Here is a 14,100-nt window from a genome sequence, read left to right on the forward strand (position 1 = left end):
TAAATGGCTACAGCACCTTACACACCTCCAAATAGTTCCTATCCGGATCTTGCAGCGGGAAGTATTTAAATAACTCATCTTCTCCTAAAGTACCCACCTCTACTCCTCCTTCGCCTAGCACCTACCTGGCAAATGCAGCGTTATAAGTTTTAAAGATTGTGTAATTTATGTGGTAATCTTGCTCATAAGTAGAGCATGCGGAGTTTCTAACAGCCTTATACTGGTTAGTCACCTGTATCTAATGCAACCAACGTACCCTTTACATCTTCCTCAACAGGCTTAAGCTCCAGATTCTCCTGATACAATACTTTGGCAGTTGCTATATCAGATACAAGCACTATAACGGTATCTATTCCTTCTAGAAATAGGAATGCTGGCTTCCATTATCTATAAGTTATTCAGACTGTTCCGGAAGGTAAAGCTTAATAACGCCGCTTCTCAGCTTCACTTCATCCAGGTGGCCCATTTTTGTTTTATCTGCTGTGATCAGGTGCATGTGCAGGTAAGTGTCGTGGTGCGTGAATACGGCCTTATGCTCAGTTGAGAAGAAACCTACAATCTCTACCTGCTCATTATCCAACTGGTAGTTTACCTGCCCCTGGTGCGCCTCATCCGGAGAGCTTACTTTTGTACCTTCCGGTAGGTTTACAATATGTATAGTGGCGCTTTGTATTTCGCCTTTCAACCTGAAGGCAAAAGGACGCTGGCTATTCTGCGTAACCTGATCAAGGTAATTTTCGAGTTGCTTTATACTTTGTATACTATCAGGTAAGGCCTGCTCGTGCCACTGCGGAACATTACCATACACAAAAAACGGTGCCTTTGCCTGCTGCACCTCCTCCACTTTCATGGTTGAGTCTGTTAATACTGTAGATTGGTATACTTTACCATCTGCAACCAACAGTTCTCCGGCCAGATACTCCATTGGCCCTAAACCATAAAGATGTTCTTTCGGCTGTATAGTGTCCAAAGCGATGGTGCCTTGCAGTTCACCCTTCCACATCACATTTCGCATAGCTCCGGTTACTTGCACTGGAGTTGCAGTAGCTACTGCCGTTTCTGCGTGCTGATCAGAAGTAGAGCAACTGATAAAGCCAAGGATGCCAGCTAACCCAAGCAGCTGCATGACTTGTTTATTTATCATAGTCTTCCAAAGTATAAGTCAATAATTTGATTACCTCCTGTTAAAGTAAAGCTCCTCATACCCTATTAACAGATCAGCTCTTGTGCCTGGTGGGCGGTAGTAAATAAGTATATCGTAAATGTTCTCAGTAGCGAAGTGGCTGCCTTCAAAATAGCTTTCGTCGGTAGGGGCTGTGGCGTTTGGCTTTAGCGTATAATAATAGTTGTAGTAGCCCTGCTTCAGTAGTATTCTACCGCTATACTTTCCTTCTTCGGAGTTGTAGCGCATCAACGATTCCGGACCCGGCTTCCAATTATTCAGTGCACCTGTAATGTATACCGCACCTGGTGCTTCAGCTGGGGCATTCAGTTCAAAATCAACTACTGCATAATCGCCATTTACTTCACCGCTGCCGTATTGCCTGTTGCCAAAAATACGCATGCCGTTAATATCGGGCTCTTGGCTATACACAGTTGCCTGGCGGCTTTTACCGGGCTCCAGGTCTACAGTAATTGGGTTCGTTTGCAGATTAATGTTTTGCACTCCAATACCGTTAAAATTTAAGCTACGGGTATCAAAAGCTCTAAACTCAGAAAGCCCTTTAAAAAGGTCTTTCGGCTCAAAGAACACGTACTCCAGGCGGCGTTGCGCATCGTGTACAAAAGTTGGTTTGGTGATGGTTTTGGCATTGTCCCAGCGGTAATTCTGGCGAAGTATAGCCTTTACTTCCACGGCAGGGTTCACGATTGGATAATCTTTGTAGAACACGTTAAACTCTACCGGCTGCCTTGCCTCACGGCCACCCGGCCCAAGCGGGGCTCCGAGTTTAGCAGTTACTACAACAGTGTTCTGAAACACCAGCAATCGTTGCGTAAGTAACAGTTTGCCTCCCTCCTCTTGCACCACTAGCAAGTAGTTACCACTAAGCTTTACCCGCGGAACCCTAAAACGGTAATGTACATAGGGCACACGCGTATTTACAGAGTTCTGCACATCGGTTATAAAGAACTCATTAAAGTCGTTTAAGTACTGCGTTTCATTTAAGTTAGAGGGTGTCCAGTTGGCATTGCAGTGCACCAGTTTTACCAGCAGGCGCTGCGGACCAGCGTTTAACCTGTCAAATTCGAGTATCAACGGAAACTCCTGCGAAATTGAAGTTACCGGAGGGTTAAGCACCTGATCTGCATCTCCGGTTGCCAGGTAGGCCTGCACCGAATTTATACTTTCGTGGTACACATAGTCTTCGTAGCGCAATGCAGCCTGTGCTGTTGTGCCAGTCCCGCTGCTTTGCGCCTGCTCCTCCAATGGCACACAGGCAGTAAGGCTGCAACTGAAAAGTATTGCTAACAGGTACTTTGCTCTCAATCTTTTAATTATCATTTTTTAAAACGTTTTCAGCTCTTCTAAGCTGATTTATGTAGATATGGTGTATTGGATAAATAAGTAAGTTAACGCCTGTAAAAAGGTATCAGACATATAAAGAAAATAATTTTCCGGCAATTATCTTTATTACCACAAGCATAAGTACTAAAACTATGGAAAAGATATTGCTGGCAGGTGCTACCGGAAACCTGGGCAAACATTACCTGCAGGCACTTAAACAACAGGGTTATAGCGTAAGGGTTTTAGCCCGATCAAATGATAAAGCACAGGCCCTCTCTCCCATTCCAGACGAAATTTTTATCTCTGATGCCACTCAGGCTCATACTTTGGTTGGGTGCTGCGAGGGTGTAGATGCCGTGATATCTGCTATGGGTAAAAGCATTAGTCTGAAAGATAAAAGTAAGGCTAGTTTCTATGATGTGGATTTTGTGGCTAACTATAACCTGCTAAAGGAGGCGAAGCGAAGCAATGTAAAAAAGTTTATTTATACTTCGGCATTTGGTGCAGCAGCGCACACAAACCTGGCATACTTTAAAGCACACGCCAACTTTACAGAGGCGCTTAAAGCTTCGGGTTTGGCCTATACAATTCTGGAGCCCACAGCACTTTTTTCTGCTTTTGATGAAGTGGTGAGTATGGCGGGTAAAGGCATGATAGGTATTTTAGGCACTGGCAAAAAACCAACGAACCCGGTATACGAAGGCGACCTGGCGAAGGTGGCTGTGCAAAGTATCTATAGCCAATCTCAGGTTGTACCAATAGGTGGGCCAAAAATATACAGTAGACTAGAGCTAGTGCAGTTGTCTTGCAAAGCGGCTGGTTATACCGGTAAAATTCCCTCAGTACCTTTTGGTGTTGTAAAAGCAGTACTGCCTCTTTTAAAACCTTTCAATCGCAATCTGTATGACAAGGCAGCTTTTCTTGTAGCAGTTTCGGAGATAGACTGTGTTGCCCCAACATTGGGTACGCATACATTAGAAGCATACTTAAACCTGGTGCCACAACAGGCTACTAAAGTATAAGTTATACTTCATCAACCAGGTGTGTTTTTACTTGAATACCGGCAACCAACGATTTTTGTACCGGGCATCGGTTGGATATATCCTTTAAGCGTTTGCGTTGCTCAGGGCTTAAATCGCCGTAAAGACTTAGGTGCTTCGTAACCTGAGATAGCCTTGCTTTTTCATCTTCGCATTGCTCGCAGTCGGTGGCATGCACCCGTTCGTGGCGCAGCTTAACTTCGGCTTTCTCGAGTGGCCAGCCTTTGCGCTGCGCATACATGTGTAAGGTAATCACGGTGCAGGCTCCCAGTCCGCTAAGTATAAAATCGTATGGGTCTGCTCCGGGTTTCAGGCCCTGAGAAACACCCGATTCATCAATGGTCATGGTATCTGAACCGGCTATAATTTTAGCCACCATAGGGGCACTGCTTTCTGCTGTTACCGTTACAAAACCCTCTGCTTCTAATACGCTCATAGTTCTAATCAATTTTAAGATTAACGTATAAGTGAAATAAGCTGTAAAGGTTTTATGGGAGCCGGAAAGAAAGGTAATATGGGAATGCAACAACTAGCGCCTTGACATTTAAAAGGTAATCACAACCTGTTAAACATAATTAGAACCGAAGTATAAACCTCGTGCCTTTGCCCAGCTCCGACTGCACAGAAATAGAGCCTTTGTGCAGGCGCATAATTTGCCTTGATAAACTGAGGCCAATACCTGATCCGGTTTTTTTAGTAGAATAAAACGGAATGAATATTTTTGAAAGCGCTTCCGCAGTCATTCCGTGGCCGTTGTCTATTACCTCTATGCTGATGCGGCTGCGTTCATCTAAAAAAGCTCTGAGAATAATTACAGGCTCTGTTTGATCCTGCACAGCTTCGGATGCGTTTTTTATCAGGTTGATCAGCACCTGCTCAATCATACTTCTGTCAGCGGAGAGCAGCAGCCTTTCTTGTGGCACCTCTACTTTTAATTTCACGTGCTTTTGCGCCAGCTGCTCCCGCATCAGGGTTTTCATCTCGTGCAGCATCTCGTTTACGCTGAACATGCTGATCTGCGGCATTGAAATAGCTGTCAGGTTTCTGAAGTCGTTTACAAACTTAATAAGGCCATCAGAGCGCCGGCTGATGGTATGCAGGCATTGTCCTACATCAGCGAGCTCACTCCTTAGCATGGTTATTTCATCTGCCTCGGTGTCGGTGTAGCTATGCAACTCTTCGTAAGCGCTGGCAGAAAGCGAGGCTATAGGCGTAACAGAATTCATGATCTCATGTGTTAGCACTTTTATCAGAGTATGCCAGGCTTCCATTTCCTTTTCTTCCAGCTCACCTTGTATGTTTTGCAACGATGCCAGTCTTATCCTATCACCAAGTATAGATAGCTCTATCACATGGACAGAAAGATTTACCTGGTCGGCACCATGTTTTAAAGGTACCAGTATTTTACTGTTATGCTCCAGTTGCCTTAAGCCCTGCGCCAGTTCCGGGCTCTCCCTCTCCAGTGCCTGTACATGTTGCAGTTGCCCCACCTTTAGTAGCTTTTTGGCGGCATGGTTCAGCAGCATAACAGTACCGTCTGGTTTATAGCTGATAATACCAATGCCAATGTGCTGCACAATCATCTCGAAGTATTGCAGATGCGCCTCTTTCTCGGCACGAACCTCCCTAAACTTATTCATTACCTCATTTAGCTTTAAGGCCAGTTCACGCTGCCGCTTATCCTCTTGCTGTACTTTAAAAAGCTCCGTAAAATCATCATACTTTATAGAGTTTAAAAAGCGTAGAAACTGCTTGTTCGTGCGGTCTTGCAAAAACACAAACAGCCATACCTGAACAAGTATAGCAACTCCCAAGCCAATGGTGGTAAAACGATAATCAGGATTGAAATTAATGCGAGCAAAGAGATAGATTGTAACCGCCAGCAGAAGCACTCGCAGCAAAACCTGAAGCCGGTAGTGGTTAAAGTTCATACTTTTCCAGTCTGCGGTAAAGGGCACCTCTGGAGAGGCCTAGCTCTTTTGCTGCCTTCGAGATATTACCTTCGTGCTTTTGCATGGCCCGGTGCACTGCCTCCCGTTCCAGCTCGTCCAAGTCCAGGCTGTGTGCCTGTAGTTGTGCCGGCGCGTCTGTTAGCTCTGTTTCAGTCAGGAAAAAGAAATCTTCAGCTTCCAGTTCCCGGTTATCACTCATGATAGAGGCGCGCTCCAGGGCGTGCTGCAACTCCCGGATATTTCCTGGCCAGTTATAGCGCTTCAGGCGATCTTCGGCTGATGAGCCCAATCGTTTTACCGGCTGCTTATACTTATGTGCGTAGGTAGCCAAAAAATGCGCTGCAAATACAGGTATATCTTCGAGTCGGTTGCGCAGAGGGGGCAAGTTTAATTCTACGGTGTTAATGCGATACAGCAGGTCCTGGCGAAACTCATTACGCTGTACCATCTCCTTAAGTGGCATATTCGTAGCACAAATCAGGCGCACGTTTACAGGTATGGGTTTGTTTGTGCCTACACGTATAACCTCACGCCGTTGCAGTACCGTTAGCAGTTTTGCCTGCATGGCCAACGACAAATTGCCGATCTCATCCAGAAACAAAGTACCGCCGTTGGCTGCCTCTATTCTACCTATCCTGTCTTCTTTGGCATCGGTAAAGGCTCCCTTTTTATGCCCGAAAAGCTCACTTTCGAACAAGGATTCTGTTACGGCTCCCATGTCTACTGTCACAAAAACCTTATCGGCGCGGCCAGACCGTTGGTGTATGGCTCGGGCAATTACCTCTTTGCCGGTACCGTTCTCGCCTAGCAGCAACACATCGGCATCTGTTTTGGCCACTTTATCGATAATTGAAAAAAGCTGCAGCATGGCTGGGCTTTGTCCCTGAATTACATCTAATTGTGTGGTGTTTACCTGGCTGGCTAGCGTTCGGTTTACTTCTTTTAAGTGGCTTACTTCGTTGTAAGAGTTGCGCAGCTTAGAGGCAGCCGATAAAGTGGCTACCAGTTTTTCGTTTTGCCAAGGCTTAAGTACAAAATCAGTAGCACCTTCTTTTAAGGCTCTTACAGCCATTTCCACGTCGCCGTAAGCTGTTATCATAATCACTACCGCCGATGGGTCGTAACTTAGTATCTCCTTTAGCCAATAGAAGCCTTCCTGTCCGCTGGTAATATCCTGGCTAAAGTTCATGTCCAGCATAATCAGGTCGAACTCTTCATTGTTCATCAGGAAAGGAATCTTTTTCGGGTTCTTTTCCATCACCACCTCTTTGGCATACTTCTTTAGCAGCATCTTTGCCGAGAAAAGTATATCCTCGTTATCATCTATGACCAGAATGCGGCCCAGGTTCTTTTCTTCCATAGTTCGGGTGTTAATGGTTAAGTATATCGAAAATACTATGCCAGACATATAGTACACTAAATATAGCTTATTTAGGAGAAAAGTGTACTGTTTGATGTCCAACTATGGACACTTTTTGTCCGCACATGGACAACTTAGTATAGAGGTGGTTGCCATAACCTGCATAAAAACCACATTTATACTTTTGGCACAGCACTTGGCAAGTATAAAGTCAGATCAACTCCTATTATCTAACTAAACCTGACCATTAGTACAACCTAAAACTATGAAAGAAAATCTAATCGGCACCTACAAGACTATAGTGCCAATTTATGTGCACACTCCTATTTTAAAGGTAGATTTTATGGCTGTTAGGCAAAGTAGCTGCAGCTCACTATTTTTAAATTTCTAAAAAGAAGAGTTTATGTTTAAGATGTACTTCCTTACCGCTTCGCGATCATTGCTTAGGAACAAAAGCTACAGCCTGCTTAATGTCGCCGGCCTTACCTTAGGGGTTACCTGCAGCATCCTGCTCTTCCTGGTTATAAAGTATGAACTTAGCTATGATACCTTTCATAGCAAAGCAGACAAAATATACAGAACTATAACCATATCAAATTACCGCGAAGGCGAAGAAAGAGGCGCTGCTGCCCATTACCCACTGGCAGACCTGCTTCGCAGCAATAATAACCTGGGCTTCGAAAACCTTACACAAATAAGTGGAGAGGAAGGCGGACAGATAAATGTGCTGGGTAACGACGGCAACGTTGTGAAACGCTTTAGAGAAGAGGCTCCCATAGGTTTTGTTGAACCGGAGTTCTTCGATGTCTTCGACTTTGATACAGGTGACACAAATCCGTCTGAAAGTCTTTCTGAGCCAAACAATGTGTTACTAACAGAAAGTATAGCCCGAAAGTATTTCGATGATGAAAACCCGCTGGGCCGCCTTATCAAATTCAACAACATCCTGACCTTAAAAGTAACCGGGGTTATTCCGGATATACCGAGCAACTCAGATTTTCCTTTCGGTATTTTTATCTCTTATAAGTCAACTGAGGCTTACTCACCTTATGGTGATGCCAAGTCGTGGGGTACCCTCTCTACCACACATCAAGTGTACCTGGTGTTGCCGGATGGAATGACGCCAGAAGATGCCACTACAAATCTAAACGCTATTGTAAAGAAGCACATCCCGGAAAAAAACCCAAACCTGCAGGAAGAAACTTACAGCCTGCAGCCATTGGACGACATCCATTTTGATGCCGAGCTAAGCAACTTCAGCAACCGAACCGTAGCCCGTGAGGTGATCTGGTCGATGGCCTTGGTGGGCATATTTTTAGTACTGGTGGCCTGTATTAACTTTATAAACCTAGCTACGGCACAAGCTATAAAAAGAGCACGCGAGGTGGGAGTACGTAAAGTAATGGGCAGCAGCCAGGTACAGCTGATGCTACAGTTCCTGGGCGAAACATTTTTGATTAGCTTAATGGCAACGCTGCTATCGATTATACTTACAGAACTGGCACTACCCTACCTTAACGAGTTGCTTGAACTTGAAATTTCTTTCTCCATATTTAGCGATTCTGCCCTTCTGTTATTCCTGATGGTGCAGCTGCTGCTGGTAACTTTGTTCGCCGGCCTTTACCCTGCACTTATCATGGCTCGCTTTCAGCCGATAGCAGCATTAAAAAGCCGCATCAACACCCAGAAAGTTGCAGGACTGTCATTAAGAAGTGCTTTGGTGGTGCTGCAGTTCACCATTTGCCAGGTACTGATAATCTGCACCATACTTGTAAATGAACAAATGGAGTTCTTTAAAAGCAAGTCGCTTGGCTTTAACAAAGATGCTGTGGTAACGGTATTTTTACCTACAGGCGAGGGTAAAAAATTAGTACCGTTGCGCCAGGAATTGGCAAACCACCCGGCAGTGAAAAAGGTTAGCCTTGCCTCGTCGCCACCTTCGGCCAACTTTACCTGGACGGGTAACTTTAAGTTTAACAACTCTAGTGAAGATGTGCCTTTCCATGCAAACTATAAAATGGCCGATGAAAACTATATTGGACTATATGACATGAAGCTGTTAGCAGGACGCACCTACAAAGACAGTGATTCGGTTGCCTACATCATTAACGAAACTATGCGCCACAAGCTAGGTATAGAAAGTCCGGCTGATGCAATAAACAAGACAATTGCGCTGGGTCGTGGAGAGGTTAAAGGTTATATTATCGGAGTAGTAGAAGACTTTCACCAAAACTCCCTGCGCGACCCAATAGACCCTTCCATTATACTATCAAACCCAAACAACTACTGGTTTTTATCCGCAAAGATTGATATGGCCCGAAAGCAGGAAGCGCTGCAGCACCTGGAAAAAGTATGGAACAAGGCTTACCCGGATGATGTGTTCAACTATGAGTTCTTAGACGAAACCATTGCACGATTCTACCAGGATGAAGCACGCCAGAGTAAACTCTTCAAGATATTCTCTGTGATCGCCATTTTTATAGGCTGCCTCGGATTATATGGTTTGGTTGCATTTATGGCTGCGCAGCGAACAAAAGAAGTGGGTATTCGCAAGGTGCTGGGTGCCTCTATGTTCAACATCACGGTGCTGTTTTCTAAAGAGTTTGTGAAGCTGGTTCTGATTGCATTTATACTTGCCGTGCCGGTGGCTTACTACCTCATGAGCCTGTGGTTACAGGATTTTACCTATCGCATAACCCTGCAATACTGGCCGTTTATACTTGCAGGTGTAGTAACACTTATCATTGCCATTATCACCATGAGCTCGCAAGCAATTAAAGCCTCGTTAACCAACCCAGTTGTTTCGCTTAAAAGTGAGTAATTCAAACGTTAAAATAAAACCACTCCACAAACTATGAAATTACCTTTAATACTACTTTTCTTCCTGCTAACTAATGCTGTATTGGCACAGGATTGCGATTGCGCTACAGAGTTTGAATTTGTGAAATCATACTACGAGCAAAATAGCCCGGCATTTCCTAAAATCAAAAGCGACTCTAAAGCTCACAACAATTATCAGCAACAGGTAAAACAGCTTAGTAAAGCCATCGCCAAAGAAAAATCTGAAGATCGCTGTATTTTATACTTAGAGCAGTATGTAGAACTATTAAAAGACCATCACAGTGGCATCGGCCCTAACCTGAAGCGGCAGGATATTGACTTTTCAAATGAAGATCAGATGAAAAGTTTTAAAGCTGGCAAAACCTTTCAGTCATTCCGAAAAGTACCGGTTGACACGCTTAAGATTCAGGCAGCGCTCAGCACAAAAAACCCGGAAGATGTAGAAGGTATTTACACAAACAGCAGCGGCCTGAACATTGGCATCATCAAAAACAAAAAAGGCAGCTATATTGGCGTTGTACTTAGTAAAACAAGGCTTTTAGAAGTGGGCCATGTACTACTGGAGCTAAAGAAAAAAGATACCAGTACCTACGAAGGTGTTTACCACTTAGGGCTACTAGGCTATAATTTTCAGCACTATTATAAGGAAGTGGAGGTAAAAGAAGGACGCATACCCCAATTTGGATTTTACAAGCAAGACTTTGTAAGCCAGCAACATAAGAAACCTTACGAATTCAAGGAAATTGATTCTCAAACGAACTACATCAGGTTAAGCTCTTTTGATGGAGGTTTGAAAAAGGAATTAAATGCGTTTTACGAAGCAATAGCAGATAAACTGAATAGTACACCATACCTTGTTATTGATCTAAGAGACAATGGCGGAGGCGATGAGCAATGCTACTATAACCTGCTTCCATACCTATACACAAAGCCGCTGGTAATTGATAACGCAGACGTGTGGGTGTCGCCGGAGAACATTAAGCGCTACGAAGAACTGGCAAAAGGCACCTCTACGCCGTTGATCCAGAGAATGAAACAGGCGCAACCTTATACTTTTATTCCGCAGGTTGAAAGCGCCATTAACACCTGGGAGCTTGACAGTACAACTGCTTACCCAAAAAAAGTAGCTGTTTTGTTTAACAGAAATACCGCCAGCTCGGCAGAAGGCATGATTATGTATGCCAAACAAAGCGATAAAGTTGTTACAATCGGAGAAAACTCTGGGGGCTATTTAGGATATGGCAATGTAATGCAGGCAAGCACACCCTGTGGCAAGTATATTTTAGGTTGCACCACAACCAAATATCTAAATAAGTCCAAGTATGAGTATATAGGAATAGAACCAATGTATAAACCTGCGGATAAACAAGATTGGGTAACTTATGCGCAGTCACTTTTTCTAAACCTATAAGTTTAGCTGCATCTTAAGCGAAGCTTATTAACGAGACTACCTGATTCAAAATAGTGAAATCCAGTAAGGCCATACATTTAAGTATGGCCTTACTGGATTTACGCAAAGAAAAAGTATGGCTTAGTATCTTCCTTTCGGAGCAGAATCAGACAGAAACGTGGATTTATACTTCGGCTGACTTGCGATTTTATCATAAGCAGGGCATGAACCTCGCTGGCAGGATACAGTGGCAGAGGCAAGAATAATTAAGCCAAATACTTTAACTAAAGTTGATTTCATGATTATCTAAGGTTGGTTGTTTAAATCTAAATCCTGCTTTTATGGTGCTTGCATGCTGTACACCATTTATAAAGCAAATAAGCTTTTGTATGGCAATATCAATAAATAAGCCCTCTGGGTAAGCAGGGTGCAAATATATATTTATTTTAATATATTGCATTACCCATATTAAAAATAAATTTAATCCTACCTAATTAACTGAACAGATAAGTACTGCCACAACATCTGCCATACATTCATATCCTGAACTGCCTTGCACCGTAAACACAGAATTACAAAAACAAAAATGCATAGCTATGGCGCAGGACAAGTACTTATGGTGGCAAAAGGGAATTATATATCAAATTTATCCACGCTCTTTTCAAGATAGTAACGGCGATGGAGTAGGCGATCTGAAGGGGATCATCACAAGGTTAGATTACTTGAAGTGGTTGGGCGTAAACGCAGTCTGGATATCTCCGATCTACCCATCTCCTATGGCAGATTTTGGATACGATATCTCCGACTATTGTGGCATTCATACGTTGTTCGGTAACATGGCTGATTTTGACCAGTTGCTAACCGAAGTGCACAGCCGCGACATGAAACTTATACTTGACCTGGTGCCTAACCATACTTCTGATCAGCATCCCTGGTTCCTGGAGTCACGCTCATCCAAAGACAACCCAAAGCGAGATTGGTATATCTGGCGCGACGCTAAAGAAGACGGCAGCGAACCCAACAATTGGCTGTCAGTGTTTGGCGGCAGTGGCTGGGAATGGGATGAAAAAACGCAACAATACTATTACCATGCATTTTTAAAAGAACAGCCCGACCTTAACTGGCGCAACCCGGAGGTACAGAAAGCTATGTTTGATGTCATGCACTTTTGGCTGGATAAAGGCGTAGACGGATTTAGGGTAGATGTGATGTGGCACATGGTTAAAGATGATCAGCTACGCGACAACCCTCCCAACCCAAATTATAAGCAACACGAATCTACTTACGAGCAGTTAATACCTGCTTTCTCTACTGACCAGCCTGAAGTGCACGACTTGGTAGAGAAAATGCGTGACATTACCAACTCATATGAGGAGCGTGTGCTGATAGGTGAAATCTACTTACCAATTCATAGGCTTGTAACTTACTATGGCCACAACAACAACGGCGCTCACTTGCCCTTTAATTTTATGCTGATTAACATAGATTGGGATGCAGAGCACATCAAATCAAAAGTGGACGAATATGAAGGTGCACTACCTGAAGGTGGTTGGCCTAACTGGGTAATCGGAAACCACGACCAGCCCCGCATAACCAGCCGGGTAGGCACCTCGCAAGCAAAAGTAGCCGGAATGCTGCTGCTAACCCTGCGTGGCACCCCCACTATGTACTACGGAGATGAGTTGGGCATGCGCGATGTGCCAATACCCCCAGACGAAGTACAAGACCCACAGGGGCTGAACATGCCTGACAAAGACCTTAGCCGCGACCCCGCCCGGACGCCCATGCAATGGGACGATTCTGAAAACGCTGGCTTCACATCCGGCAAGCCCTGGTTAAGAATTGCCGACTCATACCGAAAAAGAAATGTAAAAGTACAACAGGAAGATGAGGAATCGATGCTGCTGTACTATCGTAAGTTAATCACGCTTCGCCAAAAGGAGCCTGCCCTGCATGTAGGTGATTATGTACCTGTACAGGCAAAGCCTCCATTACTGGCATATATCAGGCAGCACGAAAATAAGCGAATCTTGATCGTGCTCAACCTGAGCCATAAACCCTGCGTGTTCAGGCCGCAATACCAAAATTACAAGGGTACAATTGTATTAAGTACAGCCCCTGAAAGAGAAAACAGAAAAGTAGAAGGCAATATCAGCCTTTCCGGTGACGAAGGTATTGTGGTTGCGCTTGAGTAGCTTGTAAGTATAAGGTACTGCTTAGTATACTTATCCAATGTGTCTATGACTCTAAACCGGAAATATTTTTGGTTTATCCTGCTGCTCTGGTTGTTTTACCCGTGGCATTTTACACATGCCCAACAAAAAGAGGTCACAAATGAGTTTGCTGTCTGGAAGGGATTTTTCTTGAACACGCGCATTGCTGCCCGTAACTCAATTTTTACGGACCTGCATCACATTAGCGGCTCCTTTGCCGTTGCCAGGGCAGGACTAACGCAACACCTTCCGCATGGCGTGGATGTTACAGCTGGCTATGCCCGCTTATGGTTAACCGTACCCGGATCTGGTTCTGATGCCTTGGATAGAAACGAGCACAGGCCCTGGATGCAGGTTGCTGTACTAGGTAAAATTGGCTCTAACATTAACCTCGGTACAAGGATACGCTACGACCTGCGGTTCCGGCAACGCGTAGAGGCTGCGGAATTGCTGCCAAAGTATGATCTTACGCACAGAGTACGCTTACAAGAAACTCTACGCCTCAACTTCCCTGGTTTTAAAACAGAATGGATGCTCCCCTACCTGGTTTTAAGCAACGAGATACTCCTGAACTTCGGGGAAAATGTTAGCTACAACACCTTTGACCAAAACCGCCTGAGTCTGATGCTGGGGTTAGAGCACAATTTTTTGCGCCTGCAAACCGGCTATATGCATCGCTTTGTACAGTCTGCTTCTGTGCCAAATCGCTACACCAACAATCATAACTTAACTGTATGGCTGTTTTATACTTTAGACATAAGAAAGAAGACAAAAGAGTAATGCCCTATATTTTATACT

11 protein-coding genes are annotated in these 14,100 nt (G+C 44.3%); 5 read left to right on the plus strand and 6 right to left on the minus strand.

Annotation, left to right across the window (positions count from 1 at the left end; genetic code table 11):
* Positions 1–394: 394 nt before the first annotated feature.
* Together WG943_RS00005 and WG943_RS00010 are read right to left on the minus strand one after the other, a co-directional pair.
* Positions 395–1,144 carry an acetolactate decarboxylase gene (locus WG943_RS00005; protein ID WP_340405950.1) on the minus strand — a complete coding sequence of 250 codons (750 nt, stop codon included), beginning with the start codon at positions 1,142–1,144 and terminating at the stop codon, positions 395–397.
* A gap of 30 nt (positions 1,145–1,174) precedes the next feature.
* Entirely contained in the window at positions 1,175–2,503 is a 1,329-nt protein-coding gene (locus WG943_RS00010; RefSeq protein WP_340405951.1) for a type IX secretion system plug protein, read from the minus strand.
* A 155-nt stretch (positions 2,504–2,658) separates the two neighbouring features.
* Between WG943_RS00010 and WG943_RS00015 the strand changes: the two genes are divergently transcribed.
* Positions 2,659–3,528 (plus strand): SDR family oxidoreductase, encoded by an 870-nt coding sequence (locus WG943_RS00015; protein ID WP_340405953.1) that lies wholly within the window; start codon positions 2,659–2,661, stop codon positions 3,526–3,528.
* 1 nt (position 3,529) lies between these two features.
* Here WG943_RS00015 and WG943_RS00020 read toward each other — a convergent pair whose 3' ends face one another.
* From WG943_RS00020 to WG943_RS00030, 3 genes are all read right to left on the minus strand, one after another.
* Positions 3,530–3,982 (minus strand): OsmC family protein, encoded by a 453-nt coding sequence (locus tag WG943_RS00020; RefSeq protein ID WP_340405954.1) that lies wholly within the window; start codon positions 3,980–3,982, stop codon positions 3,530–3,532.
* A gap of 139 nt (positions 3,983–4,121) precedes the next feature.
* Positions 4,122–5,477 (minus strand): sensor histidine kinase, encoded by a 1,356-nt coding sequence (locus WG943_RS00025; RefSeq protein ID WP_340405955.1) that lies wholly within the window; start codon positions 5,475–5,477, stop codon positions 4,122–4,124.
* Complete coding sequence (locus WG943_RS00030; protein WP_340405956.1) at positions 5,467–6,858, minus strand: sigma-54-dependent transcriptional regulator; 1,392 nt, start codon at positions 6,856–6,858, stop codon at positions 5,467–5,469. The genes WG943_RS00025 and WG943_RS00030 overlap by 11 nt, the downstream gene beginning before the upstream one ends.
* A gap of 403 nt (positions 6,859–7,261) precedes the next feature.
* Here WG943_RS00030 and WG943_RS00035 point away from each other — a divergent pair, with 403 nt between their 5' ends.
* Positions 7,262–9,679 (plus strand): ABC transporter permease, encoded by a 2,418-nt coding sequence (locus WG943_RS00035; protein WP_340405957.1) that lies wholly within the window; start codon positions 7,262–7,264, stop codon positions 9,677–9,679.
* 33 nt (positions 9,680–9,712) lie between these two features.
* Complete coding sequence (locus WG943_RS00040) at positions 9,713–11,110, plus strand: S41 family peptidase (RefSeq protein WP_340405958.1); 1,398 nt, start codon at positions 9,713–9,715, stop codon at positions 11,108–11,110.
* A 120-nt stretch (positions 11,111–11,230) separates the two neighbouring features.
* Here the strand turns inward: WG943_RS00040 and WG943_RS00045 are convergent, their stop codons facing one another.
* Positions 11,231–11,389: a hypothetical protein gene (locus WG943_RS00045; protein WP_340405959.1), complete on the minus strand. Its 159-nt coding sequence runs from the start codon at positions 11,387–11,389 to the stop codon at positions 11,231–11,233.
* A gap of 296 nt (positions 11,390–11,685) precedes the next feature.
* Here WG943_RS00045 and WG943_RS00050 point away from each other — a divergent pair, with 296 nt between their 5' ends.
* Both WG943_RS00050 and WG943_RS00055 read left to right on the plus strand, forming a co-directional pair.
* The gene (locus WG943_RS00050; protein ID WP_340405961.1) at positions 11,686–13,284 is read left to right on the plus strand and encodes an alpha-amylase family glycosyl hydrolase; all 1,599 of its coding nucleotides are present in this window, start codon (positions 11,686–11,688) and stop codon (positions 13,282–13,284) included.
* 45 nt (positions 13,285–13,329) lie between these two features.
* A complete protein-coding gene (locus WG943_RS00055) occupies positions 13,330–14,082 on the plus strand; it encodes a DUF2490 domain-containing protein (protein ID WP_340405962.1) in 753 nt (250 codons plus the stop codon).
* Positions 14,083–14,100 lie beyond the last annotated feature (18 nt).

The organism is Pontibacter sp. H249, assembly GCF_037892465.1.
Lineage (GTDB): Bacteria > Bacteroidota > Bacteroidia > Cytophagales > Hymenobacteraceae > Pontibacter.